Here is a 23,629-nt window from a genome sequence, read left to right as displayed (position 1 = left end):
TCAAACTTCGGCAAAATTGGTCATATTTTTGATGCAAGAAAGAATGTGCCTTGGCACATTCCCGCGCCGAGGCGCGGTTGCCGAGGCAACCATCTACCCTTGCGCCGAGTGCGCATCCCCGCGGAGCGTTTTTGTTTCATAGGACGCACTTTCCTATGAAATAAAAACGCCCGGCAGTTTTTCTCCTGCCGGGCATGTCTTTTTGTTATTCGCTGATGATTATGCCAGTTCTTCCTGCTGACTTTCCAGTGCCGCACTCTCGTATTTATCAAGAATAATGGTCTGGATCATATCGCGGGTTCCTGAATTGATCGGATGAGCGATATCGCGGTACTCACCATCTGCAGCCTTGCGGCTCGGCATGGCAATGAACAACCCTTTCTCTCCTTCGATGACTTTAATGTCGTGAACGACAAATTCGTTATCTATGGTAATAGAAACGATTGCCTTCATTTTCCCTTCTTTTTCAATCTTTCTCACTCTCACATCTGTTATCTGCATGTGGAAACCCTCCCCCGATTTTGCACGGTCACTGCAGGCAGGTTTCAATGCCTGTCCAGGTCAACCGGCTGTGTGTTTGATCATGTCACTACGATGTCTGCATTCTGTTCTGTGTCAGTCGCATGTCTGCACAGACAGTTCGTCTACAAAGTATAGCGCTCGTTTTTCTCAATAACGATCTTAATATCCTCCGGAGTACCGATGTACGTGGTATTTGCACGAATGGTATCCCGGCTCTCTACGATACAGTTTTCAATGACGGTATTGTCGCCAATGTAAACATCGTTCAAAATAATGGAATTCTTGATCACACAATTGTTTCCGATATATGCTTTCTTAAACAGAATTGAGTTTTCAACGGTTCCGTTAATGATGGAGCCGCTGGAGATCAGGCTGTTTTTCACCAGGGCACCCGGGTTATACTTGGCAGGCGGAAGGTCGTCCACCTTGGAGTATACATCTGGATATTCTTTGAAGAAGTAGTTGCGCACTTCCGGTTTTAAGAAGTCCATGTTGGTCTTGTAATAGGAATCTACGGAAGCGATGTTGCTCCAGTAGGTGTCCAGTTTGTATGCGTAGATACGTTTTAAGTTCTTATAACGTACCAGAATATCGCGTACAAAATCCACACGGTCTTCTGCTGCGCAGCGCTCGATGAGTTCGATGAGCTGGCGTCTGCGGACAACGTAAATACCGCAGGAAATGGTGTTGGATGTGGAAACCATAGGCTTCTCGTCGAAGTCGATGATGCGGCCGTCATCGTTCAGCTTTACCTGACCGAAGCGGGTGACATCTTCTGTCTCCGGCATATCCTTGCAGACTACGGTAATGTCTGCTTTCTTTTCGATGTGATATTCCAGAACCTTGTTGTAGTCCAGCTTGTAGATACCGTCGCCGGCAGCAATGACCACATAAGGCTCATGGCTGTTCTTTAAAAAGGTAAGATTCTGATAAAGGGCATCTGCGGTGCCGCGGTACCAGTCACTGTTCTCTGCGGTGATGGTCGGAGTGAATACATAAAGTCCGCCCTGTTTTCTTCCGAAATCCCACCACTTGGAGGAGCTTAAATGCTCGTTTAAGGAACGGGAGTTGTACTGGGTAAACACCGCCACGTTCTGGATATGGGAGTTGCTCATGTTGCTGAGCGCAAAGTCAATGCTGCGGTAGCTGCCTGCAACCGGCATTGCGGAAATCGCACGTTTGTTGGATAATTCCCGCATTCTCTTACTGTTTCCGCCTGCTAATACAATACCAATCGCTTTCATCGTACGCCACCTGCCTTTATAATGTAGTCTCCGCTTGCCAGTGCTCCGTCGGTATAGTCCTCCGGAGTGGTGACGCCGGAAATTGCGGTATTCTTACCAATTTTTACATGATCCGGGATCACGCTGTGCTCACCGATGGTAACCAGGTCGAACTGGTAAACCTTCTGGTCATATTTACTCGGTGCGTACTCGCCAACACCAAGCTCAGCGCCTTCGCCCACTGTGGTATCTTCTGCGACGATGGCCTTGTTCACTTTTGCGCCTGCCTTAATCACACAGTCACGCATGATGATGGAATCGTGTACCTCTGCCCCCGGCTCAATGGTAACGCCTGCGCCGATGACGGAATTGGTAATAGTTCCATGTACCTCGGTTCCCTCGCCGATGATGCTGCGCTCAATGACTGCGTCTGCCGCTACATACTGCGGCGGGATGATGTCGCTCTTGGTGTAGATCTTCCAGTATTCCTCATAGAGGTTGAACTCCGGAATAATATCGATCAGCTCCATGTTTGCTTCCCAGTAAGAGCCTAAGGTACCGACGTCCTTCCAGTAACCGTTGTACTCGTAAGCGAAGATGCGTTCGCCCTTTCCGTGGCAGTACGGGATGACATGCTTACCAAAGTCACAGCCCGGCTCCTCGGACATAGCGATGAGTGCTTCCTTTAATGCCGGCCAGCTGAATATGTAGATACCCATGGAAGCCAGGTTGCTGCGCGGATGCGCCGGCTTCTCCTCAAACTCGGTGATACGGTTATTGTCGTCGGTGATCACGATACCAAAGCGGCTTGCCTCTTCGATCGGCACCGGCATACATGCGATGGTGACATCTGCGTTGTTTGCTTTATGATATTCCAGCATAACCTCGTAATCCATCTTATAGATATGGTCGCCGGAAAGAATCAGAACATAATCCGGATTGTAGCTTTCCATATACTCCAGGTTCTGATAAATCGCGTTTGCAGTACCGGTATACCAGTCGCTGCCTTTGCTGCGCTCGTATGGTGGAAGAATGGTAACTCCTCCGACATTACGGTCTAAGTCCCACGGAATGCCAATTCCGATGTGACTATTCAGACGTAATGGCTGATACTGTGTTAAAACGCCAACTGTGTCAACGCCAGAATTGATACAGTTGCTGAGTGGAAAATCGATGATTCTGTATTTGCCGCCAAACGACACTGCCGGTTTCGCGACTTTTTGTGTTAATACCCCAAGGCGGCTGCCCTGTCCCCCTGCCAAAAGCATGGCAATCATTTCCTTTTTAATCACGTTATCACCTCGCTGTAGTGTTTTCTTGTATCTACCATTATAACACACATTTCAGAAATAGTGAACAAATAATTGTATTATTTTCAATAATTTTTGTACATTTTCCGACACTTTTTGTGTTATTTCGAGCATTGTCTATATATGGTAGCTGGTAAAAAATATAACACTATTTCTGCGATTGGCCGGGCCACTTTGCAAAACGGTGCTTCCAGCTTGCTGCATCTGTACGTGGGGCATGCCCGGCGGCACCTGCAAAATGCCTGTATTTCGATAATTTTTCTTGAATCACTTAATAAAATGAAGTATAATCTTGATTAAGTGTGGAAATCATTCCATAAATATCTGTTAAAACAGGAAAACACAGGGATTCATCGAAGAATCTGCTGCGAAAAGAACACAGATCAAAGGAGAAGCATCATGAATTTAGTTACTGTAAGAGAACTGTATAAGAACCGGGAGGCTTACCTCGACAAAGAAGTTTCCATCGGCGGCTGGGTGCGCAGCGTGCGTGCTTCCAAAGCGTTTGGCTTTATCGTAGTCAGCGACGGAACCTATTTTGAGACCCTTCAGGTCGTTTATCATGACAATATGGCAAACTTTGCTGAGATCAGCAAATTAAACGTAGGCGCTGCCATCATCGTAAAAGGCACCCTGGTTGCTACCCCGGAGGCAAAGCAGCCGTTCGAGATCCAGGCGGCTGAGGTTACCGTAGAGGGTCCGTCCGCACCGGACTACCCTCTTCAGAAAAAGCGCCACACCCTGGAGTACCTGCGTACCATCACCCATCTGCGTCCGCGCACCAACACATTCCAGGCTGTATTCCGCGTGCGTTCCCTGATCGCATACGCCATTCACCAGTACTTCCAGGAGCGTGACTTCGTATACGTTCACACCCCACTTATTACCGGAAGTGACTGCGAGGGTGCCGGCGAGATGTTCCAGGTAACCACCATGGATTTAAACAATGTTCCGAAGAACGAAGACGGTTCTGTTGACTACACTCAGGACTTCTTCGGCAAACCAACCAACTTAACTGTAAGCGGCCAGTTAAACGGCGAGACCTACGCTATGGCATTCCGCAACATCTACACCTTCGGGCCGACCTTCCGTGCTGAGAATTCCAACACCACCCGCCACGCTGCCGAGTTCTGGATGATCGAGCCGGAGATGGCATTCGCTGATCTGGACGACAACATGGAAGTTGCAGAAGGCATGTTAAAATATGTCATCCGCTATGTGCTGGAGCACGCTCCGGAGGAGATGGCATTCTTCAATAACTTCATCGACAAGGGTCTGTTAGACCGTCTGAACAATGTTGTAAATTCCGAGTTCGGCCGCATCACCTACACCGACGCGGTGAAGATCCTGGAAGAGCACAACGACCAGTTTGACTACAAGGTATCCTGGGGCTGCGACCTTCAGACCGAGCATGAGCGCTTCCTGACCGAGCAGATCTTCAAGAAACCGGTATTCGTGACCGACTACCCGAAGGAGATCAAAGCCTTCTACATGAAGATGAACCCGGACGGAAAGACCGTCGCTGCAGTAGACTGCCTGGTACCGGGCATCGGCGAGATCATCGGCGGCAGCCAGCGTGAGGATGACTTAGAGAAGTTAAGCGCACGTATGAAAGAGCTTGGTCTGAAGGAAGAAGATTACAGCTTCTACCTTGACCTGCGCAAATACGGTTCCGCACGCCATGCAGGTTTCGGTCTTGGCTTTGAGCGCTGCGTGATGTACTTAACCGGCATGGGCAACATCCGTGACGTGATCCCGTTCCCGAGAACCGTTGGAAACTGCGATCTGTAAATTTTGAAAATCAATGCGGGTATACTGCGCAGGACGAACTGCCGGCATACCCGCATTCTATTATAGTGCATATCAGGAAGGCGCCATGGCACACTTGCTATCGCACCGCATATCATGGAGGCGCCAGCAGCGCATCCGCTGATCAACAAGGAGAATCCCATGAAATTTATTCACATTGCCGATGTCCACTGGGGCATGAACCCGGACAGTGACCGGCCCTGGAACCGCGAGCGGGCCCAGGCCATTCACGACAGCTTTGCTGAGGTCGTACGACAGGCCAAGCTGCGGGACGCGGACTTTCTCTTTATTGCAGGAGATCTGTTTCACCGTCAGCCGCTCCTGCGCGATTTAAAAGAAGTCAATTATCTCTTTTCCACGATTCCCGGTGTGAAGATTGTCATCATCGCCGGAAATCATGACCGCATCCGCTTAAATTCCGCACTCATGAGTTTTACCTGGTGTCCCAATGTTACCTTCCTCATGTCTGAGGAGCTGAGCTCTGTCTATTTTCCAGATTTCAATCTGGAGGTACACGGATTTTCCTACTACACGGCTGAGATCAATGAAGCCCGCTTAAACGGCATCAAAGCGCCGGATGATTCCCGCATCCATGTACTGCTGGCACACGGCGGCGATGCTTCCCATCTTCCGCTCGACAAGGGCAGTCTCGCCCGCACTGGTTTTGCCTACACGGCACTTGGGCACATCCATAAGCCGGAACTTGCACCGGATTTTTCCTACGCATATCCTGGTTCCTTAGAGCCGCTTGACAAAACTGAGACCGGTCCGCACGGCATGGTAGTCGGCGAGATCCAGCCCGCCTCCGGCCAGGTCATCTCCCTGGAGTTTGTCCCGGTAAGCCGCGTCCAGTACATTCCGCTGGTCGTCCATGTCACTCCGGCTACCACGAATGCCGAGCTTTGTGACCGCATCACAGATGCCGTAAAAGAACGCGGACTGGAAAACATTTACCGTTTCCGCATCCGCGGCATGCGCGACCCGGACATTGTCTTTGACTTAGAACCACTGGAGCGCCGCCTGCAGATTGTGGAGGCGGTCGATGAATCGGAGCCGCAGTACGATTTCTGCCAGCTCTTTGCAGAACATCCAAGCGACATGATCGGTTTTTATATCCAGGCATTTCAAAAGGATGATCCCAGTCCGGTTGAAAAAAAGGCGCTGTACTACGGGATCGATGCCCTGCTTCGCACCAAAGACGAGAGGAGTTAGACTATGCGGATACTAGATTTACATATCGACGGATTCGGCAAGTTTCACGACCTCTCCGTCTCTTTCGACAAAGACTTAAACGTAGTTTACGGCAAAAATGAAGCCGGAAAATCTACCTTGCATACGTTCATCCGCTGTATGCTGTTTGGTTTGGAACGCGGGCGCGGACGTGCTGCCCGGGGCGACCTTTACAGCAAATATGAACCATGGAAGAACAAGGGCGTCTACGGCGGTCAGATGCGGGTAGAAAAGGACGGGGTCATCTACCGCCTGGAACGCAATTTCCAGAAGGATCAGAAATCCTTTGTGATCGTAAATGAAACTGCCGGAAAACAGGTGGAGCCCACCAAAAGCTTCCTGGACTTTCTCTTAGGCGGGCTCACAGAAACCGCCTACAACAACACCATCAGCATCGGTCAGCTCAAATGCGTGACCGAGGGCGGCATGGTGACCGAACTGCGCAATTACATTGCCAACATGAATACCACTGGCAATCTTTCCTTAAATATCACAAAGGCTTCTTCCTATTTAAAAGGGCGCCGGAAAGAGTTTGAACGGCAGCTCACCCCGGAGGCAGCACGCACCTACACTGCGCTGCTCACCGAGATCAAAAACATGGAAAAAGAAATTTCCGCGCCGGAATACGAAAACCAGCTGCGGACCTACCAGGATCTGCGCTCGCAGGTAAAGAACCAGCTTTCCGAAAAGCAGACCGAGCGCGAAACCCTGCTCCAGAAAATCGCAAAGGGCCGCCAGGCTTTGGAAGGCGCGCAGTTTACCGATGAGGCTTCCATCCACGCTTACCGGGAAAATGCGCAAAATACTTACAACCATTATCAGGAGTTGTCCGAAACCGCCTCCAAAAAAGGGCGCGCGCTCCTGCCGGTCATCATGCTCGTGCTGGCTGTCTGCTCTGCCATTGGCGCGGGAGTCCTTGGTTTTTTCAGTTCCCAGCCAATCGATACTGCCGCATCCGGCGTGGGGGCACTGATGTCCGTATCGACTGGCGTGTCCCGCTACACCATATGGCTCATCTGCATCTTAAGTGCTGCTGCAGTCTTCTTCTTCGCTGTCGGGCTCATCTTCTTTATGAAGAACCGCAGCCTGCGCCAGGAACTCTCCATGACGGAAAAGCTGCTGCAGGAAATTTTCTCCCGCCACTTAGGCGATTCCTCCATCTCTGAGGAGGCAATGAAGGCTCTCGAGGGACGCATGGAAGAATTCATCCGCTTAAGCCAGGTACTGGAACGCTCTGAGCAGTCCGTAAAAGAACAGGCTGCCGAGATCGCCGCCCTGCAGGAGAAAGAAACAAGCTGCGACGATGTCATCTCCCGCCAGCAGAAAACCCAGTGGGAGCTGGAGAAAAAGCTGGACCACCTGGCTCACTGCAAGGACCAGACCGAATCCTTAAAGCAGGTTCTGGCTGAAAATGAGCGGATCCGCGAAGAGATCACTGCCATTGACCTGGCTTTGGAAACCATGACCGAACTCTCCGCCACCATCCGGGATTCATTCGGGCTTTACTTAAATAAGACTGCATCCGACTTAATCTCCGGCATTACCGGCGGAATCTACGACAGCATGAGTGTCGATGAAAACTTAAATGTCTTCATGAACACCCGCACGCGCCTGGTTCCGGTGGAACAGGTATCCAGCGGCACCATGGACCAGATCTACCTCGCCCTGCGTCTCGCCGCGGCAAAGCTCATCCAGCCGGATGGCGACTACATGCCGCTGATCTTCGACGACAGCTTCGTGCTCTACGATGAAGACCGGCTGCACACCGCCCTCAAGTGGCTGAAGAAGGCGTATCCGGGTCAGATCATCATCTTTACCTGTCACCAGAGGGAAGCACAGATGATGACCGCCGACCAGATCGCATATCACCTCGTTACAATGTAACAATTTATTTCACTTTAATAGGGCCGTGTGAGTTGCCTTTCGGCAACTCACACGGCCCTTGTCATATACTTAAATTGTTATTTTTTAGAACGTAATCCGCACAGTGGTTCCTTCACCGAGCGCACTCTTGAGCTCTACCTTTGCCTTATGGTAGATGGCTCCGTGCTTTACGATGGAGAGTCCCAGTCCGGTGCCGCCGATCTGGCGGGAATGGCTTTTATCGACCCGGTAAAAACGCTCAAAGATGCGTTCCTGGTCTTCCGGCGGAATGCCGATTCCGTCGTCTTCCACGGTGAGGACCGGGTGGTCTTTGATCATGGCGACATTGACTTCGACTTCACCAAACGGCTTGTTGTATTTGATGGCGTTGTCGCAGAGGTTGTAGATCATCTCGTCGAGGATCTGCGGGTTGCCGTTTACCACGGTTGGTTTTCCGGTGAGCATCAGTGTAACCTGATTTTTCTTTGCCACGTCCTGCAGGCGTTTTACCACGTCGGAGGCAAGGAGGTGTAAGTCGACCGGACTTTTTTCCATCTGGACTTTTTCTTCATCCAGCTGGGACAGGCGGATGATATCACCTACCAGCGTGATCAGGCGCTGGGCTTCTTTGTAGATCTTTCCAGAGAAGCGGCCCATGTCGGCGGGCTGTACCATGCCGTTCATCATGATTTCTGCGTAACCGGAGATGGAGGTCAGCGGAGTCTTTAATTCGTGGGAGACATTCGCGGTAAATTCGCGGCGAAGTTCCTCGCGGCCCTGCTGCTCGGTGACATCCAGAATGACTACGACGGCACCGCTGCGTTCTTCGGATTCTGCCACCGGGTTCGCGATGATCTGGTAATGACGGTTTCCGACATCCAGCATTTCCTCACAGTGGCCGCCCTTTAAGGCTTCATCCACGACCCTGCGGAAGTTTTCGGAACGGTTGATGCTGATGATGTTTACATTCGCTTTATGTCGTTCCGCGTCATTATGAGTTCCTGTGTTTTGACTGTTTGCAGGTAAATCCTGTGACAGTGTGCCTTCCTTGCCCGGATCGGTATGTTCTTCCCACGCCGCATTTCCATGGCGGCTTAGCATTCCTTCCTCTCCTTCTGGGATTCCCAGCAGTTTCAGCGCACTCTTGTTGTAAGACATCACATCGCCTTTGCTGTCTACCACAAGAAAACCTTCGCGCATATTTTCTGTGATCGCAGAGAATTCTTCCTGTTTTTCTTTTAATATCTCCATCTGCTGACGGATGGTTTCCTTCTGTTTTTCCAGGCGGCGCACCAGCGGTGCCAGCTCATCGTACACATCTCCTGCCTGCGGATCGTCCGGATTCATCTGGTTGATCGGCGCGATGATCCGCTTGGTCTGGAACTCAGCCAGGATCAGGACTCCAAGCACAATCAGAATCGCCATGGCAATCATGATCGGAACGGTGTGGAACACGGTTGCAAGAGCGCTCTTGGTGGTGCTTGCCACGCGGATAACGCTGCCGTCTGTTAAACGGGCTGCGTAATAGTAGGTCTGTTCCGCAAGGGTGCGGGAAGTACGGACACTCTCACCGCGTCCATTCTTTAAAGCTGCCGCGATCTCCGGGCGGTCTTTGTGGTTTTCCAGGCTCTCGCTGTCCGCATAGCTGTCATAGAGCACGCTGCCGTTTTCATCGACCCAGGTAATGCGGTTGACGCTGTTGCCATCTCCACGGCTTTTTAAATGAACCAGGTAATCTTTGCCGGATACCTCCATGGCGGACTCCAGATACCGTACCTCGGTCATGACAGCCTGGCGCATCTGGGTCTGCAGATCCTGGCACAAAAGGAGCGTCGTGATCAACGCTGACACCACCATGGTCAGAAGTGCTACCAGACACAGATTCCAGTAGATTTTTCGTTTGATCTTCATGTTTCTGATTCCTCCAGCTTATATCCAACCCCGCGGATGGTCTCGATACAGCGGCTGGCCTCGCCAAGCTTCTGTCTGAGTGTCCGGATGTGGACATCCACCGTGCGGGTTTCTCCATCAAAATCATATCCCCAGATTTTGGATAACAGCTGATCCCTGGTTAAGACCATGCCCTTATTTTCGATCAGATAACAAAGCAGTTCGAATTCCTTGTACGTGAGTGCCACAACAGTTCCGTCTACTGTTACCACATGGCGGTTTAAGTCCACATGGATCGGTCCGGCAGTGCAGGCATCGGTGCGTTTTTCGTGTTCCGGCTCTGCCCGGCGCAAAAGGGCACGCACCCGGGAGACCAGCTCCATCATGCCAAACGGCTTTGGTATGTAATCGTCTGCGCCGCTGTCTAAGCCGACTACCTTGTCATACTCGGTTCCTTTTGCAGTCAGCATAATAACGGGAAGCCGTTTTGTGGGACCGGCATCCCGCAGCTTCTTTAAGATGGTCAGACCATCTTCATCCGGAAGCATAATATCAAGGAGCACCAGGGACGGGTACTCCTGCTTCATGGCATTCCAGAAATCCTTCGCGCAGGGAAACCCCTTTGCAGTAAGACCCGTGGTCTGCAGCGTATAGATTACAAGTTCCCGGATACTTTCATCGTCTTCAACCAGATAGATCATGTTCTTCTCCTTTTATTCCAGGTGGGTTCCCGTGATGGAATACTCCACCCACTCTGCAATGTTGGTAGCATGATCTCCGATTCGTTCAAAGTATTTGGCGATCATCAGCATATCAATGCAGAACTCGCCCATCTTCTCATCGGTGCTTCCGGCACTCAGCATGCCGATCAGCTCCTCTTTTACTTTGCCGAACAGATCATCCACCACATCATCGTACTGGACCACTTCTTTTGCAATGTTGAGATCCCGTTTTACATAGGAATCGATGCTCTGGGTCACCATGCGCATGGTCGCGTCGGCCATGTCGCGGATGTGCAGACGGCTCTTTGCCTCACGGTCACCCACGAAACTGCAGATTTCCGCGATGTCGGATGCCTGGTCGCCGATTCGTTCCATATCGGAGATCATTTTCAGTGCGGAAGAAACCTGACGCAGGTCCTTCGCTACCGGCTGCTGCTGCAAAAGAAGACGCATACAGAGATTCTCGATATCGCGCTCCTTCTGATCAATCTCGTGGTCGGCCTTGTAGACATCCTTGGTAAAGTCACCCTCACCCATCAGCGTGCGGGACGCGTAAGAGATCGCATCCTCACACAGTGCTCCCATGCGGATCAGCTCCACATTCAAAAGCTCCAGCTGTTCATCAAATCGATTGCGCATATCAGCCAAACCTCCCCGTAATGTAATCTTCTGTTTTCTTGTTCTTCGGCATGGAGAAGATCTGCTCGGTCTCGCCGAACTCGATCACTTCGCCCATCAGGAAGAACGCGGTCTTGTCGGAGATTCGTGCTGCCTGCTGCATGTTATGGGTTACCATGACGATAGTATAATCTTTTTTCAGTTCCACCGCAAGGTCCTCGATCTTGGAAGTTGAGATCGGGTCCAGCGCGGAGGTCGGCTCATCCATCAAAAGTACTTCCGGCTGCACGGCCAGTGCTCTTGCGATGCAAAGACGCTGCTGCTGTCCTCCGGAAAGTCCCAGCGCGCTCTTTTTCAAGCGGTCCTTTAACTCGTCCCAGATTGCTGCGTCGCGCAAGGATTTCTCCACGATGTCATCGAGCTGTGCCTTGGAGCGGATGCCGTGGGTACGCGGTCCATAGGCAATGTTGTCATAAACACTCATCGGGAACGGGTTTGGTTTCTGGAACACCATACCGACCCGCTTTCTGAGAAGGTTGATGTCCATATCGCCGTAGATGTCTTCGCCGTCAAGCAAAATGCTTCCGGTGATGCGGCATCCTTCTACCAGGTCATTCATGCGGTTTAAGGATTTTAATAAGGTGGATTTTCCGCAGCCGGACGGACCGATAAACGCCGTGATCTCGTTGGCCTGGATATTTAAATTGATTCCTTTTAAGGCTTTAAAATCGCCGTAATACAATTCCATGTTGCTGATTGTTAGCTTATCCATACGTTACCTCTCTGTTTTTGGATGCCGCGGCACCTTTTGCGCCGCAGCCAGAATACTGAGCCGTCTTTCCAGATTGTTCTTCCACCGGAAATTAAGCGGTCTTTCCGGATACTTTCTTTGCAATGAACCCGGATACTGCGTTGATACAAACTACGATCACCAGCAGCACTACTGCCGTAGCGTAGGACTGGTTGGTGTAAAGTCCTTCATTGGTCAGCACGTACATGTGCACTGCCAGGGTTCGGCCAGAGCCGAATAAGTTGGATGGAATGCCTGCAACGGTTCCCGCTGTATACATCAGTGCCGCGGTCTCGCCTACAATACGGCCAACCGCCAGAATGATACCTGCCAGAATTCCAGGTACTGCCGATGGCAGGACCACCTGGAAAACGGTGCGGAGACGTCCGGCACCAAGGCCGAAGCTTCCTTCCCGGTAAGAATCCGGGACCGCTTTTAATGCCTCCTCCGTGGTTCTCATGATCGTTGGAAGGATCATGATCGCCAGTGTCATGGCGCCGCCTAAGATGGTGTAAGACCAGCCAAGCGCCACGGCAAACAGAAGAAATCCAAACAGACCATATACAATGGATGGAATGCCGGTCAGGGTCTCTGCGGTGATCCGCACGATGCTCACCAGCCGGTTGCCGCGTTTGGCATATTCCACCAGATAGATGGCCGCGAAAATGCCAAGGGGAACTGCGATCAGCAGGGAAAGTCCTGTCATGATCACCGTATTGACGAGTGCCGGCATGAGAGATACATTTTCACTGTTGTATTCCCACGCAAACAGGCTCGGAGTCAGATACGGGATTCCCTTGATCAGAATATAAGCCAGTAAAAACAGTAACGTCATCACCGTCAGAAGTGCCGATGCCGATACCAGGATCAGAAGCACCAGAGACTGCGGACTGCGTTTATAGGACTTTAACCGCTGCCCGAAGGTCTGGCGGTTGATCGCCTGCATTTCGATATTTTTCTTTTCCATAGCTGCTTCCATTATGCATTCGCCTTTCTGCTGATAACTGAAAACGACAGGTTAATGATCAGAATGAATACGAAGAGGACTACCGCCGTGGCGATCAGCGCTTCCCGGTGGAGATCCGTTGCGTATCCCATTTCCAGAACGATGTTTGCCGTCATGGTGCGGACGCCCTGTAAAATGCCCTTCGGCATACGTGCCTGGTTTCCGGCTACCATGATAACTGCCATGGTCTCACCGATGGCACGGCCAACACCTAAGATCACACCGGCCAGAATACCGGATTTTGCCGCCGGAAGTGTAGCGAAGAATACGCTTCGCTCATGGCTGGCACCCAGTGCCAGGGAGCCTTCGTAATAACTGGACGGTACGGCATTGATCGCGGATTCTGACACGCCGATGATGGTCGGCAGGATCATGATTCCAAGCAGGATCGATGCGGTCAGCATGCTCTTGCCGCTTCCGCCAAACAGGGTGGAGACAACCGGTACGATCACAACCATACCGAAGAATCCATATACAACCGAAGGAATTCCGGCCAGCAGATCAATTGCCGGCTTTACAATCTTGTAAACACGCTTCGGACAAAACTTCGACATAAAGACTGCAGTCAGAATGCCAATCGGCACTCCGATTATGACGGCACCGGCTGTCACGTAAATGCTGCCTAAGATCATCGGCAGGATGCCAAAGAGGTTATTGCCCGGTTTCCACTTTTCGCCGGTTAAGAAGTTCAGGACTCCGATCTTTCCGATCGCCGGAATACCATTTGCGAACAGGAATACACAGATCATGGCAACACACAGAATGGACACGCAGGCACTGAATAAAAATACCGCGTGCATCAGCTGTTCTTTCAGATTTTTCATGGTTCTCACTTTCTTTATAAAAAAGCAGGGCAGCTTGTTTTGTCTTCCTAGCTGCCCTGCCGCACATTTCTACTGTTACTGAACGTCTGCCCAATCGGTAATCTCACCGGTGAAGATGTCTTTTACGTTCTCACTGGTCAGCTCGGTAACCGGGCTCTCATTGTTGACTACAACTGCGATACCATCCATTGCGATGACGGTCGGGGTCAGACCAGCTTCCAGTTCGCTGTCCTTTAAGTCTCTGGATGCCATACCGATATCACAGACACCTTCGATTGCGGAAGTCATACCAGTGGTGGAATCAGACTGCTGAACCTCGATCTCCACATCCGGGTTTACAGCTACATAAGCCTCTTTCAGTTTCTCCATAACCGGAGTTACGGAAGAAGAACCTGCAACAACAACCTTGCCCTTTAAACCAGAAGCGGTGTAAGCACCCTCGTTGCCCTGGCTGATGTAACCGTTATCCTCAACAACCTTCTGACCATCCTCGCTCATGATGAAGGTGATGAAATCAGATGCAACATCGCTTAAACCATCTTTTACTGCAATGTTGAACGGACGTGCTACCTTGTACTCGCCAGCTTTGATTGCATCGACGCTTGCCTCGGCGCCGTCAATCTCAACTGCCTTTACGGTGTCATTTAAGGAACCAAGGGAAACATAACCGATTGCTCCTTTGTTGCCTGCGATGGTGGTCATCATAACGGAGGTGCTGTTGGTGATCTCTGCATCCTCAGTGGTGTTGTCTACCTTCTCGCCTGCATCGTTCTTGGTCTCAATACCGAACAGCTCGATGAATGCGCCTCTGGTGCCGGATCCATCCTCACGGGAAACCACGGTGATCGGGCCTTCTGCCTTGCCGCCAGCTGCTTCGGTGGTCTCTTCTGCTTTTGTATCTGCCTCGCTTGCTGCCTCAGTCTTTGCTGCCTCGGTAGCTACTGCAGTTGTCTCTGCCGGTTTGCTGCTGCATGCAGTCAAACTTGCAATTGTCATACCCATTGCTAATACCATTGCTAATGTCTTCTTCATAATACGTGTTCTCCTCTTTTCTTTGTTTATGAACTCATTTCAGTTACTTGCATGTTTACTGTGGTTTCCGGGATTTTCTTTCTTCTCTCTCAACCACAAGTGCATTGTAAAATTTGAATGTAAAATCAAAAAGAGGGGATATGTTAAATCGAGGTAAAACAGAAAAAGTATCATACAAACCATCTGCCTTTTCCTCTAATATAATTGTCTAATGAACCATCTTATGATATACTTGTTGAACGGAAAGTCAAAACACCTCAAGGCGGTCTACCCTCCACTCCCGGAGGGGCTTACCCTCCAGTTTGAAAGGAGGGCGATGCCAATGTACGTTACATATTCGGATCTGATCCAGATAGGTATCTTCATTGTTGCACTTATAGGTCTCATTTATGAGATCTTTAAGGGAAAAAAATAAGCCGCCACTACTCGCAATAGTGACGGCAGGTCTCATAAGAGACTAACTTTAATCTGTTTTCGGGTAGGCCATGTGTCTTTGGCTTTCCCTTTTCATATTTAATATAACATGAACCTTTTTAAGAGTCAAATTCTATTTTTCATTATTAATTCTTTTTGGTAGGTAAAATCATCCTGAACAGCACGAAATTTTTCATCATCAGTCAGAAGGTCATAAACGGTCGCAGCCAGGATCTGACTACCCAGAGCAATTGCATGATGTGCCTGCAGTGTCTTTCCCCAATCCAGATATTCCTGAGAGTGAGAAGAACTTCCTTCCGGTACAAAAGCAACTCGAATACATGCACCTGGAATCATATGCATTACATTAGCAAAATCTGTAGATCCCGTTTTTTCCCGGTCAGGCTTACAATTTGGTGCATTGTAAAAAACAGCATTTCTCATTAACAATTCATTTAGCTTTCTGGCTGGAATTTTCCCTTCGATACGCTGATGGTAACAAATATCACAGGTTGTCTCAGTCATCATGGCCGCTCCCTTTACAACCAATTCAAACCGACGAATTAGTTCATCCAGATAGACGGAGTCGTAAGACCGCAAACCATATTCACCAACTGCTTTTGCAGGTACAACATTCATTGCTCCTCCGCCATCCGAAATAGCATAGTGCATTCGACTATCCTCTCGGACATGTTCCCGCAAAAACTCAATTCCCTGAAAAGACAATAACATTGCATCCAACGCACTACGTCCAGCTTCCGGTTTCAGCGCGGCATGGGCACTTTTTCCATGGAAAGTAACCGTAGCACTGATCTTTGCCATAGATTTGATATCCGTCTGAGTAGCAGGACCTCCATGCATCATAAGAGCGATATCCATATCTTTCAGATACCCTTCGTTCAGCATGATCACTTTACCGCCCTTCCCCTCCTCAGCCGGAGTTCCGTAAACAATTAAACTATAACTTTGCTCTGTAAAGAGTTGTACTATGGCAGCTGCCGCACCAAGAATCGCCGGTCCCTGCAGTTGATGACCACAGGCATGACCATTTGGAAGCGCATCGTATTCACAAAGCAAACCTATCCTGGGTCCACCACTGCCTTGGGTATATTCTGCACGAAAAGCGGTATTTAAAGTTCCAAGTCCCCGCTGAACCAAAAAGCCCCTGACCTCCAACCAATCTTCCAGAACACCCGCAGCAAATTTTTCCTGAAATGCCATCTCAGGTCTGTCATAAATTTTGTCTGCCATATCTGCTAACTCTGGCAGCAATTCCTCTACAAAATCTTTTATTTTCTGTTTCATAAGATCTCCTTATGCCCCGTAACCAATTATCTGCGCAATAGAACACAAGATGCTTCCAAGAAGCAGCCAGATAACAAACAACTTCCACATAAACTTCATCCAACGATCATATGGAATATTTGCAGCACCTAAAATACCCATCAAAGCGGAAGAATGAGGCAGAATATAATTACAGAAACCATCACCAAAGGTAAATGCCAGTACAGATGTTTGCCGGGTAATGCCAACAAGATCTGCAAGAGGTGCCATGATCGGCATAACCGCTGTAGCCTGTCCACTGCCAGAAACAATCACCAAGTTTACAAGAACATTTACCAGGAACATAGCAGGTCCTAACAAAAATCTCGGCACATGGTTCAGCAGATTACTGGAAGCAAAAATAATGGTATCGATAATACCGCCAGCTTTCAGCACGGAAGCAATGGTCCCTGCGAAACCAATGAGAAAAGCGGCACCCAACATGGTTTTACATCCATTGATAAATTCAGAAGCAATCTGGGATGGTCTCAATCCCAGTAACAGACCTTCCACCAAAGTAACAACAAGGAACAGAGCCGCATATTCTTCCAAATCCCAGCCCAATTTCGTATTTCCAACAATTAAACCAATTAACGAAGCCAGAAGGACGAGAAGAACGCAGACCTTTCTCCAATCCATTTTTCCAAAAACACTCAGATCTGCAACCCTGTCTTCCCGTTTCTGGTCAATATCATATACTGGACTAAGTTCAGGATTTTTACTGATCTTTCTGGCATAATTAACCAGGTACAGGCAAGTCACAACCAAAAATACCACAAAACAAAACGCACGATAGCGCAAACCGGAATAGACTGGAATTTCCGCAATTTTTTGAGCCAATACCGCTGTATTGATGTTCAAACCAGCAGTAGAAAAACCAATCGCACCACCTAACAGAATAATGGCCACTCCCACTATAGAATCAAATCCCATTCCCATAGCAATAACGACCATAACCGGTGCAAAAGCAATAAAATGATTGACCGCTTGCGTAGAACAAATTACAGCAAAAGCAGCAGTCATAACGGGAACAAACAAATATGCCTTATTACGGAATTTGCCTGCTGTGGAACCAACCAGGACCTGCAGAGCACCGGATTTTGCAATCATATGGAAGGCTGCACCAGCAAAAATAACCGTGTACATCAGATCGATTTTTGAAATCAGAGATTCTACGATCATCTTTGGAACTTTGAGCAGACTGACTGGAGAACTTTCCAAATACTGAAAAGAAGCAGGATCAACCACTTTTACGCCTTCTGCATTTTCAATACGTGCAAACTGACCAGCAGGTACAATCCAGGTCATTACAACGGCCAGTAAAATAATCATTACCATAATAACCAGTGCGTGAGGCATTTTGAACTTTTTCATTTACTTCTCCTCCATTCGTATTTTGATCATTTCATTTTCCATATACAATTCCGTACCCAATGGTGCACTGAGACGAACCAGTGTCTGATAAATAAGCCTGCTGTCAGCTTCATTGGCAGGAGTTGGAATTGCTTTAAAAGAACGTGACCGTTCATATCCAAGAGAAATCGGCATCATCTCAATACCAATACACTGATCATCTTCCATGATTATCCGCGGCAGCACAGACAGGAAGTTTTCTTTTGACTGCTGACCGCCGTTTCGAGCCTTGGACTTTCGATAGGCAATGGCTTCCCGTGCAGTAGTGGTATATGGAAGCTTGTATTTATCCATGAAATCTGGCGGCAGAACATCAACAAACTCATTCTGATAAATAAAATTACCCAGGGAATAGAAAATTGGTTTGCCTTTGTAAAGTTCAATCCCTTTCAATTGATGGCATCCTCCACCCAATACGATACTGGCCCCGGCATCAATAAACGCATGGGAACATTCCTTGACAAAATCCTCAATGGATTCCATATTATCATCTTTCATTTCATGAGAATGAAGCATGACCACAACATGTTCCACCTCTCGTTTTAATTCCCTAATTGCACGAAGAGTCCGATCCAAATCTACAGCGGAAGGAATCGTGATTTTCCCCTCCTGATCATTAAGACAGAATTTCATGTCTTTAAATTCAAAGATACTATCATCTTCCTGAAGTTTATAGCCTGTTTTCAATCTTCGTTTATTCTTCACGTTCACATCACAGACATCGGCAATTTTCTTTAACTGCTCCATATGCTCTTTATTTAGTAAATATCTCTGTTCAAAACGCATAGGATTAATACCAGGACGGGCTGGAAGATAAGGTCCCTGGACTCCCGCTCTGGCCGAATCATCGAAAGTGGACGTAAGCGCAATCAACGCGCTTCTTCCAGCCGATGACTCTGTGATTGCAGCTTTTGACGCCTGCTCCAGGCTTTCGCCTGCACCGGTAAAGGCAAGCTTGCGTTCACGAAGAGTCGAAAGTGTCTGAAACAATCCAGGATACGAATAGTCCAGCATGTGGTTGTTGGCAATACCAAAAAGATTAAAGCCAAAATTTTCCAGACTTTCTAATACTGATGCTTCCGCAGTCAACCATGTCCCACCAGAAAATGTAGAAGGATAACAGTTTTTATCGGTGATGGTAGTTTCAAGATTAACAATTCGAAAATCACCAGTCTGCAGATAGTCCCGAATCTGCTTCTGTCCTGGATAATTTGGCGGAAGACGATGCATAATCAATGCGTCTCCACAAGTAGTAAATACCGTTTTCAAATGATTCATCCCTCCTTTATATTAATATCCGATATCATAATTGTATCAAACAGCCCTTGCCAGAGACAGTACATTATGTTAATCTATAATTAAGGAAAACTTAATCATCATATTTACTTATTTTTAATAGAAGGGGAATTATTTTGTCACTGAAAGATGAAAAATATGTATGTGCTCTTGCGAAATATGGCACCATTCGAGAAGCAGCCGAAAAACTATATATTTCTGCCCCTGCGCTTAGTATGTATATAAGCCACCTTGAAAAAGAGCTCGGAATTGATTTATTTTGCAGGCACAAACAACGCTTCGTCCCAACCGATATTGGTAAAAAATATATCGAGCGCTGCCAAAAAATCTTGGAAATTGATCAGGATTTTTCTACGCAATTAGGAAGATTGCATAACAGAAAAGAGAATTGCATATCCATCGGTATGTATAAGCGATCTGCCGCTTATCTATGGATTCCTCTGCAAGAAACACTCCACACGATATTTCCGAATCTGGAACTCCATCTGACCGTGGACAAAGCAGACCGGTTGCGGGATATGCTCAACAAAGGCCAATTAGATATGATTCTGCTTACCACACCCGGTATGCCAAAATTTCAACAGGTTTTTGTTGGGAAAGACGAACTTCTTTTCGCCTGCCCTGCAACATGGAATCTGGGTCATGAATATCTCGGAGAAAATCGTTTTCCACTGACAGATCTGACCAAAATTCCCAGGGAACAGATTTTTCTTCCGGGAGAAACACAGAATATATATTCCTTTGTAATTCAGTTTTTAAAAACAAATAACATTGACTATTCCCATTTCTCTACATTAAACAACCTGGAAATATCCATGCAGAATGCAGCTGCAGGAATCGGATGCTGTTTTACGTTTAGGAGTTATCTGAATACTTTTCCATCATTATCCAATATTGCATTCTACTCCCTAAGTAAAAAACCCATCCGGGTTAACTGGTATCTGGAATGCCTGGATCATGTAATGGATGGCAAATATTTCCACACTGTAAAAAAAGAAATTACAAAACTGCTTTGTGATTCACAGCGCTCCATCGAAAAAACACCGTCGAAAAGCCAGCTAAACTAGGCTTTTCAACGGTGTTTTTTATGCCGCAATGATCATTTGATTTTATTCGTACAGCGGATATTTCTCGCACAGCTTCATTACTTCGCCGCGGATGTAATCTGCCTTGTTCTCGAAATCGGTTGCTGCCAGCCAGATACACTCTGCGATCTTCGGCATATCCTCTTCCTTTAAGCCACGGGTGGTAACAGCCGGAGTTCCGATGCGGACACCAGAGGTTACGAACGGGCTTCTCGGCTCATTCGGAACGGTGTTCTTGTTCAGGGTGATGAAGACTTCATCACAACGGTTCTGAAGTTCCTTACCAGAGATATCCATGCCGCGCAGGTCTACTAACATTAAGTGGTTGTCGGTACCGCCGGTTAACAGCTTGAATCCCCGTTCAACCAGTGCTGCTGCCAGTGCCTTCGCATTCTTGCGAACCTGTTTCTGATACTCGGTGAACTCTGGCTTCAATGCCTCGCCCAGGCATACTGCCTTTGCTGCGATCACATGCTCTAACGGACCGCCCTGGGTTCCCGGGAAAATGGCTTTGTTGAAGTTGAACTTGTCAGCAGACTCCTTGCTTGCCAGGATCATGCCGCCTCTCGGTCCGCGCAGGGTCTTGTGGGTGGTGGTGGTTACCACATCTGCGTACGGGATTGGGCTCATATGCTCGCCTGCTGCTACCAGACCTGCGATGTGTGCCATATCTACCATGAGGTATGCGCCAACCTTGTCTGCAATCTCGCGGAAACGCTTAAAGTCGATCTCTCTTGCGTATGCACTTGCGCCTGCAAGGATCAGTTTCGGCTTATGCTCTACAGCCAGACGCTCTACCTGGTCGTAATCGAGGAAGCCCTCATCGTTTACACCATAGGATACGATGTTGAAGTAAAGACCGGAAAAGTTCACTGGGCTTCCGTGAGACAGATGACCGCCATGGTCGAGGCTCATGCTGAGTACGGTGTCACCCGGTTTTAACATAGCCAGGAATACTGCCATGTTTGCCTGTGCGCCAGAGTGCGGCTGAACGTTGGCATACTCACAGCCGAACAGCTTCTTTGCACGCTCGATTGCAATGGTCTCTACCACATCGATGTACTGGCAGCCGCCGTAATAGCGCTTTCCAGAGTAACCCTCTGCATATTTGTTTGTCAGTACGGTTCCCATTGCCATCATGACCGGCTCAGATACGATGTTCTCAGAAGCGATCAGCTCCAGATTTCTTCTCTGACGTGCGGCTTCCTGCTCGATTGCCTTGCCGACTTCCGGGTCATAGTTTTCGATAAACTTCATTACCTCATTTACCATGGACTTTGTCTCCTTTTCCGCAGATACCCGCTCTCTGGTTCTCTCCAGGCATCCACTTTCCTTTGTTGTGATTATGTAACCTCAAAGAAATAAAACCGTTGCACCATGCGGCAATTCCGAAATGCCGGACTGCCATGTTGTGACAAAGGCACTGGATCATTGCCATTTACAGGTTTTTCCAGCGCCTTCGCAGTTATTTACAGTCGATTATAGTACAGTGCTTTCCATGTGTCAAGAAAGAAGATTCAAAAATGTAGCTTATATGCCCGCACCACAATCTGCAGTGTGCGGTTCCCATTATACTCATTGATATCCGGGTAGTAGACCACATCGATGCTCCGGCTTGCTTTTGCCTCTTCCACGAACTCGTCTGCCACGGTGAAGACCATAGCTTCCATGGGTCGCCCCTGCTCGGTCACCACCGTCATCCGGACGGCATTGTTGTTGCGGCCGATGGCCCGCACACTGCGGATACGCAAATTTTTCTGGGCAAACTGCGGCTTTTCATTGCCCTGCCCAAACGGCTCCAGGCTCTTTAACTCGTTTACCAGCGCTTCGGATATGCATTCCAGCGGCATTGCCACATCGATCCAGATCTTTGGAATGAAATCTTCTTTCGTAAGTGTGGACTGCTCATTTAAGCGGCGGCGGAATGCTTCCACATTTTCCTCTTTTAAAGAGAAACCGGCTGCCATCGGATGGCCTCCGAATTTCAGAAGCAGATCCTGCACACCGCACAGTGCCTTATACATATGGTAGCTTTCAATGGAACGTCCGGAACCTTTTACACAGTCCTCACCCTTTGTCAGTACAAACGAAGGCTTATTGTAAGCTTCGCGCACTCTTCCGGCAATAATTCCCGCCAGGGATTCGTGACAGTCCGGCAGGTATACGACCAGAACATCGTCCTCGGAAAGCTCAGTATCGACCTGCTCAAAAGCCTGCTCCATACCGGCCTGGGTCATGTCCTTGCGCTCCTCGTTCAGATTTTTGAGTTCTGTCGCCAGCGCTTCTGCCCGGGAATCATTCTCTCCGCACAGCAACAGCTCCAGTGCCAGCTGTGCGGTCTTTAACCGTCCACTCGCATTTAGGCATGGTCCGATCACAAAGCCGATGTGATACGCTGTCAGGTCGAAGATATCCAGACCACAGGCTTCCACCAGCGCCCGCAGACCGGCGCTGGCGGTATACGGCATCTGCTTTAAGCCCCAGCGCACAATGATGCGGTTCTCATCCTGCAGCTTCATCACATCACCGACGGTTGCAATGGCTGCAAATTCCAGCATGTCCAGCCATTCCTGCTTTGGTAGCCCGCTCTGTTCATAGAGCACCTGCACCAGTTTGTATGCAACAACACCACCGCAGATTCCGGCAAACGGGTACGAACAGTCGTCCCGGTGCGGGTTCACGACTGCATCTGCCTGTGGCAGAATCTGGCTGCCGTCCTCCGCGCGGACTACCTCATGGTGATCGGTCACAATCACCGTCATGCCAAGTTCTTTTGCCAGCTTGATCTGTTCCAGCGCCGCAATGCCGTTGTCACAGGTGACAATGGTGTCGATGCCGTCTTCCTTTGCCTTTTGGATGATGGATTCGTTGATCCCGTACCCATCGCGGATGCGCTCCGGAATCTGGTAATCGACCTGCCCGCCGCACCGGGTCAGTCCCCGATACAAAAGATAGGTAGAACACACCCCATCGATATCGTAATCACCCACAATGCGGATGCGGACCCCCTGCCGGATCTTTTCCAGGATCAAAGCAGCCGCCTTGTCCATATCCTTCATCTGGTGGGGATCGTAAAGCTGGTCGATGCTTCCATTTAAATAACGGTCAATCGCTTTCTCGCCTTCTACATCACGGTTCCGCAGGATACGCGCCGTGACCGGACTGATATGAAAGCGTGTGGCGATTCCGTTAAAATCTGCCCGTTTTGTCTGAAGCATCCAGACAGACTCCTGATTATTCTTCATATAATATCATGATC

General features: G+C 48.9%; 20 protein-coding genes. 5 read left to right on the top strand and 15 right to left on the bottom strand.

All coding sequences use genetic code 11. The features are described 5' to 3' along the window. Nucleotides 1-219: 219 nt before the first annotated feature. The 3 genes from spoVG to DXB18_RS05120 all read right to left on the bottom strand — a co-directional run bounded on the left by spoVG (nucleotide 220) and on the right by DXB18_RS05120 (nucleotide 3,037). Nucleotides 220-501 (bottom strand): septation regulator SpoVG, encoded by a 282-nt coding sequence (gene spoVG / locus DXB18_RS05130; RefSeq protein ID WP_118540300.1) that lies wholly within the window; start codon nucleotides 499-501, stop codon nucleotides 220-222. A gap of 143 nt (nucleotides 502-644) precedes the next feature. Then, entirely contained in the window at nucleotides 645-1,766 is a 1,122-nt protein-coding gene (gene glgD / locus DXB18_RS05125; RefSeq protein WP_118540301.1) for a glucose-1-phosphate adenylyltransferase subunit GlgD, read from the bottom strand. Further along, nucleotides 1,763-3,037 (bottom strand): glucose-1-phosphate adenylyltransferase, encoded by a 1,275-nt coding sequence (locus tag DXB18_RS05120; RefSeq protein ID WP_118540302.1) that lies wholly within the window; start codon nucleotides 3,035-3,037, stop codon nucleotides 1,763-1,765. Before DXB18_RS05120 ends, glgD begins: the two co-directional genes overlap by 4 nt. Nucleotides 3,038-3,454: 417 nt before the next feature. Here DXB18_RS05120 and asnS point away from each other — a divergent pair, with 417 nt between their 5' ends. From asnS to DXB18_RS05105, 3 genes are all read left to right on the top strand, one after another. Continuing rightward, nucleotides 3,455-4,846, top strand: coding sequence for an asparagine--tRNA ligase (gene asnS, locus DXB18_RS05115; protein WP_118540303.1), 1,392 nt, complete (start codon nucleotides 3,455-3,457; stop codon nucleotides 4,844-4,846). A 159-nt stretch (nucleotides 4,847-5,005) separates the two neighbouring features. Further along, nucleotides 5,006-6,076, top strand: coding sequence for a metallophosphoesterase (locus DXB18_RS05110; protein ID WP_118540390.1), 1,071 nt, complete (start codon nucleotides 5,006-5,008; stop codon nucleotides 6,074-6,076). 3 nt (nucleotides 6,077-6,079) lie between these two features. Continuing rightward, nucleotides 6,080-7,978 (top strand): AAA family ATPase, encoded by a 1,899-nt coding sequence (locus tag DXB18_RS05105; RefSeq protein WP_118540304.1) that lies wholly within the window; start codon nucleotides 6,080-6,082, stop codon nucleotides 7,976-7,978. Nucleotides 7,979-8,062: 84 nt separating this feature from the next. On the opposite strand, the gene DXB18_RS16515 is transcribed toward DXB18_RS05105, so the two are convergent. The 7 genes from DXB18_RS16515 to DXB18_RS05070 form a co-directional block, all read right to left on the bottom strand. Beyond that, nucleotides 8,063-9,868 (bottom strand): ATP-binding protein, encoded by a 1,806-nt coding sequence (locus tag DXB18_RS16515; RefSeq protein WP_118706389.1) that lies wholly within the window; start codon nucleotides 9,866-9,868, stop codon nucleotides 8,063-8,065. Next, nucleotides 9,865-10,548 carry a response regulator transcription factor gene (locus DXB18_RS05095; protein WP_118706387.1) on the bottom strand — a complete coding sequence of 228 codons (684 nt, stop codon included), beginning with the start codon at nucleotides 10,546-10,548 and terminating at the stop codon, nucleotides 9,865-9,867. The genes DXB18_RS16515 and DXB18_RS05095 overlap by 4 nt, the downstream gene beginning before the upstream one ends. A 12-nt stretch (nucleotides 10,549-10,560) precedes the next feature. Next, on the bottom strand, nucleotides 10,561-11,208 hold the full coding sequence (gene phoU / locus DXB18_RS05090) for a phosphate signaling complex protein PhoU (RefSeq protein ID WP_118706385.1): 648 nt from the start codon (nucleotides 11,206-11,208) through the stop codon (nucleotides 10,561-10,563). 1 nt (nucleotide 11,209) lies between these two features. Further along, nucleotides 11,210-11,959 carry a phosphate ABC transporter ATP-binding protein PstB gene (gene pstB / locus DXB18_RS05085; protein WP_118540307.1) on the bottom strand — a complete coding sequence of 250 codons (750 nt, stop codon included), beginning with the start codon at nucleotides 11,957-11,959 and terminating at the stop codon, nucleotides 11,210-11,212. Nucleotides 11,960-12,050: 91 nt separating this feature from the next. After that, the gene (gene pstA / locus DXB18_RS05080; protein WP_118706465.1) at nucleotides 12,051-12,923 is read right to left on the bottom strand and encodes a phosphate ABC transporter permease PstA; all 873 of its coding nucleotides are present in this window, start codon (nucleotides 12,921-12,923) and stop codon (nucleotides 12,051-12,053) included. A 32-nt stretch (nucleotides 12,924-12,955) separates the two neighbouring features. Then, on the bottom strand, nucleotides 12,956-13,807 hold the full coding sequence (pstC, locus tag DXB18_RS05075; protein ID WP_118706383.1) for a phosphate ABC transporter permease subunit PstC: 852 nt from the start codon (nucleotides 13,805-13,807) through the stop codon (nucleotides 12,956-12,958). A 75-nt stretch (nucleotides 13,808-13,882) separates the two neighbouring features. Beyond that, the gene (locus DXB18_RS05070; RefSeq protein WP_118706381.1) at nucleotides 13,883-14,839 is read right to left on the bottom strand and encodes a substrate-binding domain-containing protein; all 957 of its coding nucleotides are present in this window, start codon (nucleotides 14,837-14,839) and stop codon (nucleotides 13,883-13,885) included. A 211-nt stretch (nucleotides 14,840-15,050) separates the two neighbouring features. On the opposite strand from DXB18_RS05070, the gene DXB18_RS16325 reads away from it, so the two are divergent. Further along, on the top strand, nucleotides 15,051-15,254 hold the full coding sequence (locus DXB18_RS16325) for a putative holin-like toxin (RefSeq protein WP_207664481.1): 204 nt from the start codon (nucleotides 15,051-15,053) through the stop codon (nucleotides 15,252-15,254). A 125-nt stretch (nucleotides 15,255-15,379) separates the two neighbouring features. Here DXB18_RS16325 and DXB18_RS05065 read toward each other — a convergent pair whose 3' ends face one another. From DXB18_RS05065 to DXB18_RS05055, 3 genes are read right to left on the bottom strand one after another with little or no spacing between them, the layout of a single operon-like run. Then, nucleotides 15,380-16,558 (bottom strand): M20 family metallopeptidase, encoded by a 1,179-nt coding sequence (locus DXB18_RS05065; RefSeq protein WP_118706379.1) that lies wholly within the window; start codon nucleotides 16,556-16,558, stop codon nucleotides 15,380-15,382. 9 nt (nucleotides 16,559-16,567) lie between these two features. Beyond that, complete coding sequence (locus DXB18_RS05060) at nucleotides 16,568-17,950, bottom strand: Na+/H+ antiporter NhaC family protein (protein ID WP_243103175.1); 1,383 nt, start codon at nucleotides 17,948-17,950, stop codon at nucleotides 16,568-16,570. Continuing rightward, a complete protein-coding gene (locus tag DXB18_RS05055) occupies nucleotides 17,951-19,258 on the bottom strand; it encodes a CapA family protein (protein ID WP_182430478.1) in 1,308 nt (435 codons plus the stop codon). Nucleotides 19,259-19,401: 143 nt separating this feature from the next. Between DXB18_RS05055 and DXB18_RS05050 the strand changes: the two genes are divergently transcribed. After that, nucleotides 19,402-20,352, top strand: a complete 951-nt coding sequence (locus DXB18_RS05050) for a LysR family transcriptional regulator (RefSeq protein ID WP_118706375.1) — start codon at nucleotides 19,402-19,404, stop codon at nucleotides 20,350-20,352. Between the two features lie 42 nt (nucleotides 20,353-20,394). Here DXB18_RS05050 and glyA read toward each other — a convergent pair whose 3' ends face one another. Both glyA and recJ read right to left on the bottom strand, forming a co-directional pair. Beyond that, a complete protein-coding gene (gene glyA, locus DXB18_RS05045) occupies nucleotides 20,395-21,642 on the bottom strand; it encodes a serine hydroxymethyltransferase (RefSeq protein ID WP_118706373.1) in 1,248 nt (415 codons plus the stop codon). A gap of 245 nt (nucleotides 21,643-21,887) precedes the next feature. Continuing rightward, a complete protein-coding gene (recJ, locus tag DXB18_RS05040; RefSeq protein WP_243103172.1) occupies nucleotides 21,888-23,615 on the bottom strand; it encodes a single-stranded-DNA-specific exonuclease RecJ in 1,728 nt (575 codons plus the stop codon). Nucleotides 23,616-23,629: the final 14 nt, after the last annotated feature.

The sequence above is a fragment of the Clostridium sp. OM02-18AC genome (assembly GCF_003481825.1).
In the GTDB taxonomy this organism is placed as follows: Bacteria; Bacillota; Clostridia; order Lachnospirales; family Lachnospiraceae; genus Brotaphodocola.
This window is presented reverse-complemented; position numbering and strand designations above follow the sequence as displayed.

Bases quoted from the DNA above. Each gene is read 5' to 3' on its own strand.
- spoVG (WP_118540300.1), bottom strand. From the start codon at position 501: ATGCAGATAACAGATGTGAGAGTGAGAAAGATTGAAAAAGAAGGGAAA.
- glgD (WP_118540301.1), bottom strand. From the start codon at position 1,766: ATGAAAGCGATTGGTATTGTATTAGCAGGCGGAAACAGTAAGAGAATG.
- asnS (WP_118540303.1), top strand. From the start codon at position 3,455: ATGAATTTAGTTACTGTAAGAGAACTGTATAAGAACCGGGAGGCTTAC.
- DXB18_RS05110 (WP_118540390.1), top strand. From the start codon at position 5,006: ATGAAATTTATTCACATTGCCGATGTCCACTGGGGCATGAACCCGGAC.
- DXB18_RS05105 (WP_118540304.1), top strand. From the start codon at position 6,080: ATGCGGATACTAGATTTACATATCGACGGATTCGGCAAGTTTCACGAC.
- DXB18_RS16515 (WP_118706389.1), bottom strand. From the start codon at position 9,868: ATGAAGATCAAACGAAAAATCTACTGGAATCTGTGTCTGGTAGCACTT.
- DXB18_RS05095 (WP_118706387.1), bottom strand. From the start codon at position 10,548: ATGATCTATCTGGTTGAAGACGATGAAAGTATCCGGGAACTTGTAATC.
- phoU (WP_118706385.1), bottom strand. From the start codon at position 11,208: ATGCGCAATCGATTTGATGAACAGCTGGAGCTTTTGAATGTGGAGCTG.
- pstB (WP_118540307.1), bottom strand. From the start codon at position 11,959: ATGGATAAGCTAACAATCAGCAACATGGAATTGTATTACGGCGATTTT.
- pstA (WP_118706465.1), bottom strand. From the start codon at position 12,923: ATGCAGGCGATCAACCGCCAGACCTTCGGGCAGCGGTTAAAGTCCTAT.
- pstC (WP_118706383.1), bottom strand. From the start codon at position 13,807: ATGAAAAATCTGAAAGAACAGCTGATGCACGCGGTATTTTTATTCAGT.
- DXB18_RS05070 (WP_118706381.1), bottom strand. From the start codon at position 14,839: ATGAAGAAGACATTAGCAATGGTATTAGCAATGGGTATGACAATTGCA.
- DXB18_RS16325 (WP_207664481.1), top strand. From the start codon at position 15,051: ATGAACCATCTTATGATATACTTGTTGAACGGAAAGTCAAAACACCTC.
- DXB18_RS05065 (WP_118706379.1), bottom strand. From the start codon at position 16,558: ATGAAACAGAAAATAAAAGATTTTGTAGAGGAATTGCTGCCAGAGTTA.
- DXB18_RS05060 (WP_243103175.1), bottom strand. From the start codon at position 17,950: ATGAAAAAGTTCAAAATGCCTCACGCACTGGTTATTATGGTAATGATT.
- glyA (WP_118706373.1), bottom strand. From the start codon at position 21,642: ATGGTAAATGAGGTAATGAAGTTTATCGAAAACTATGACCCGGAAGTC.
- recJ (WP_243103172.1), bottom strand. From the start codon at position 23,615: ATGAAGAATAATCAGGAGTCTGTCTGGATGCTTCAGACAAAACGGGCA.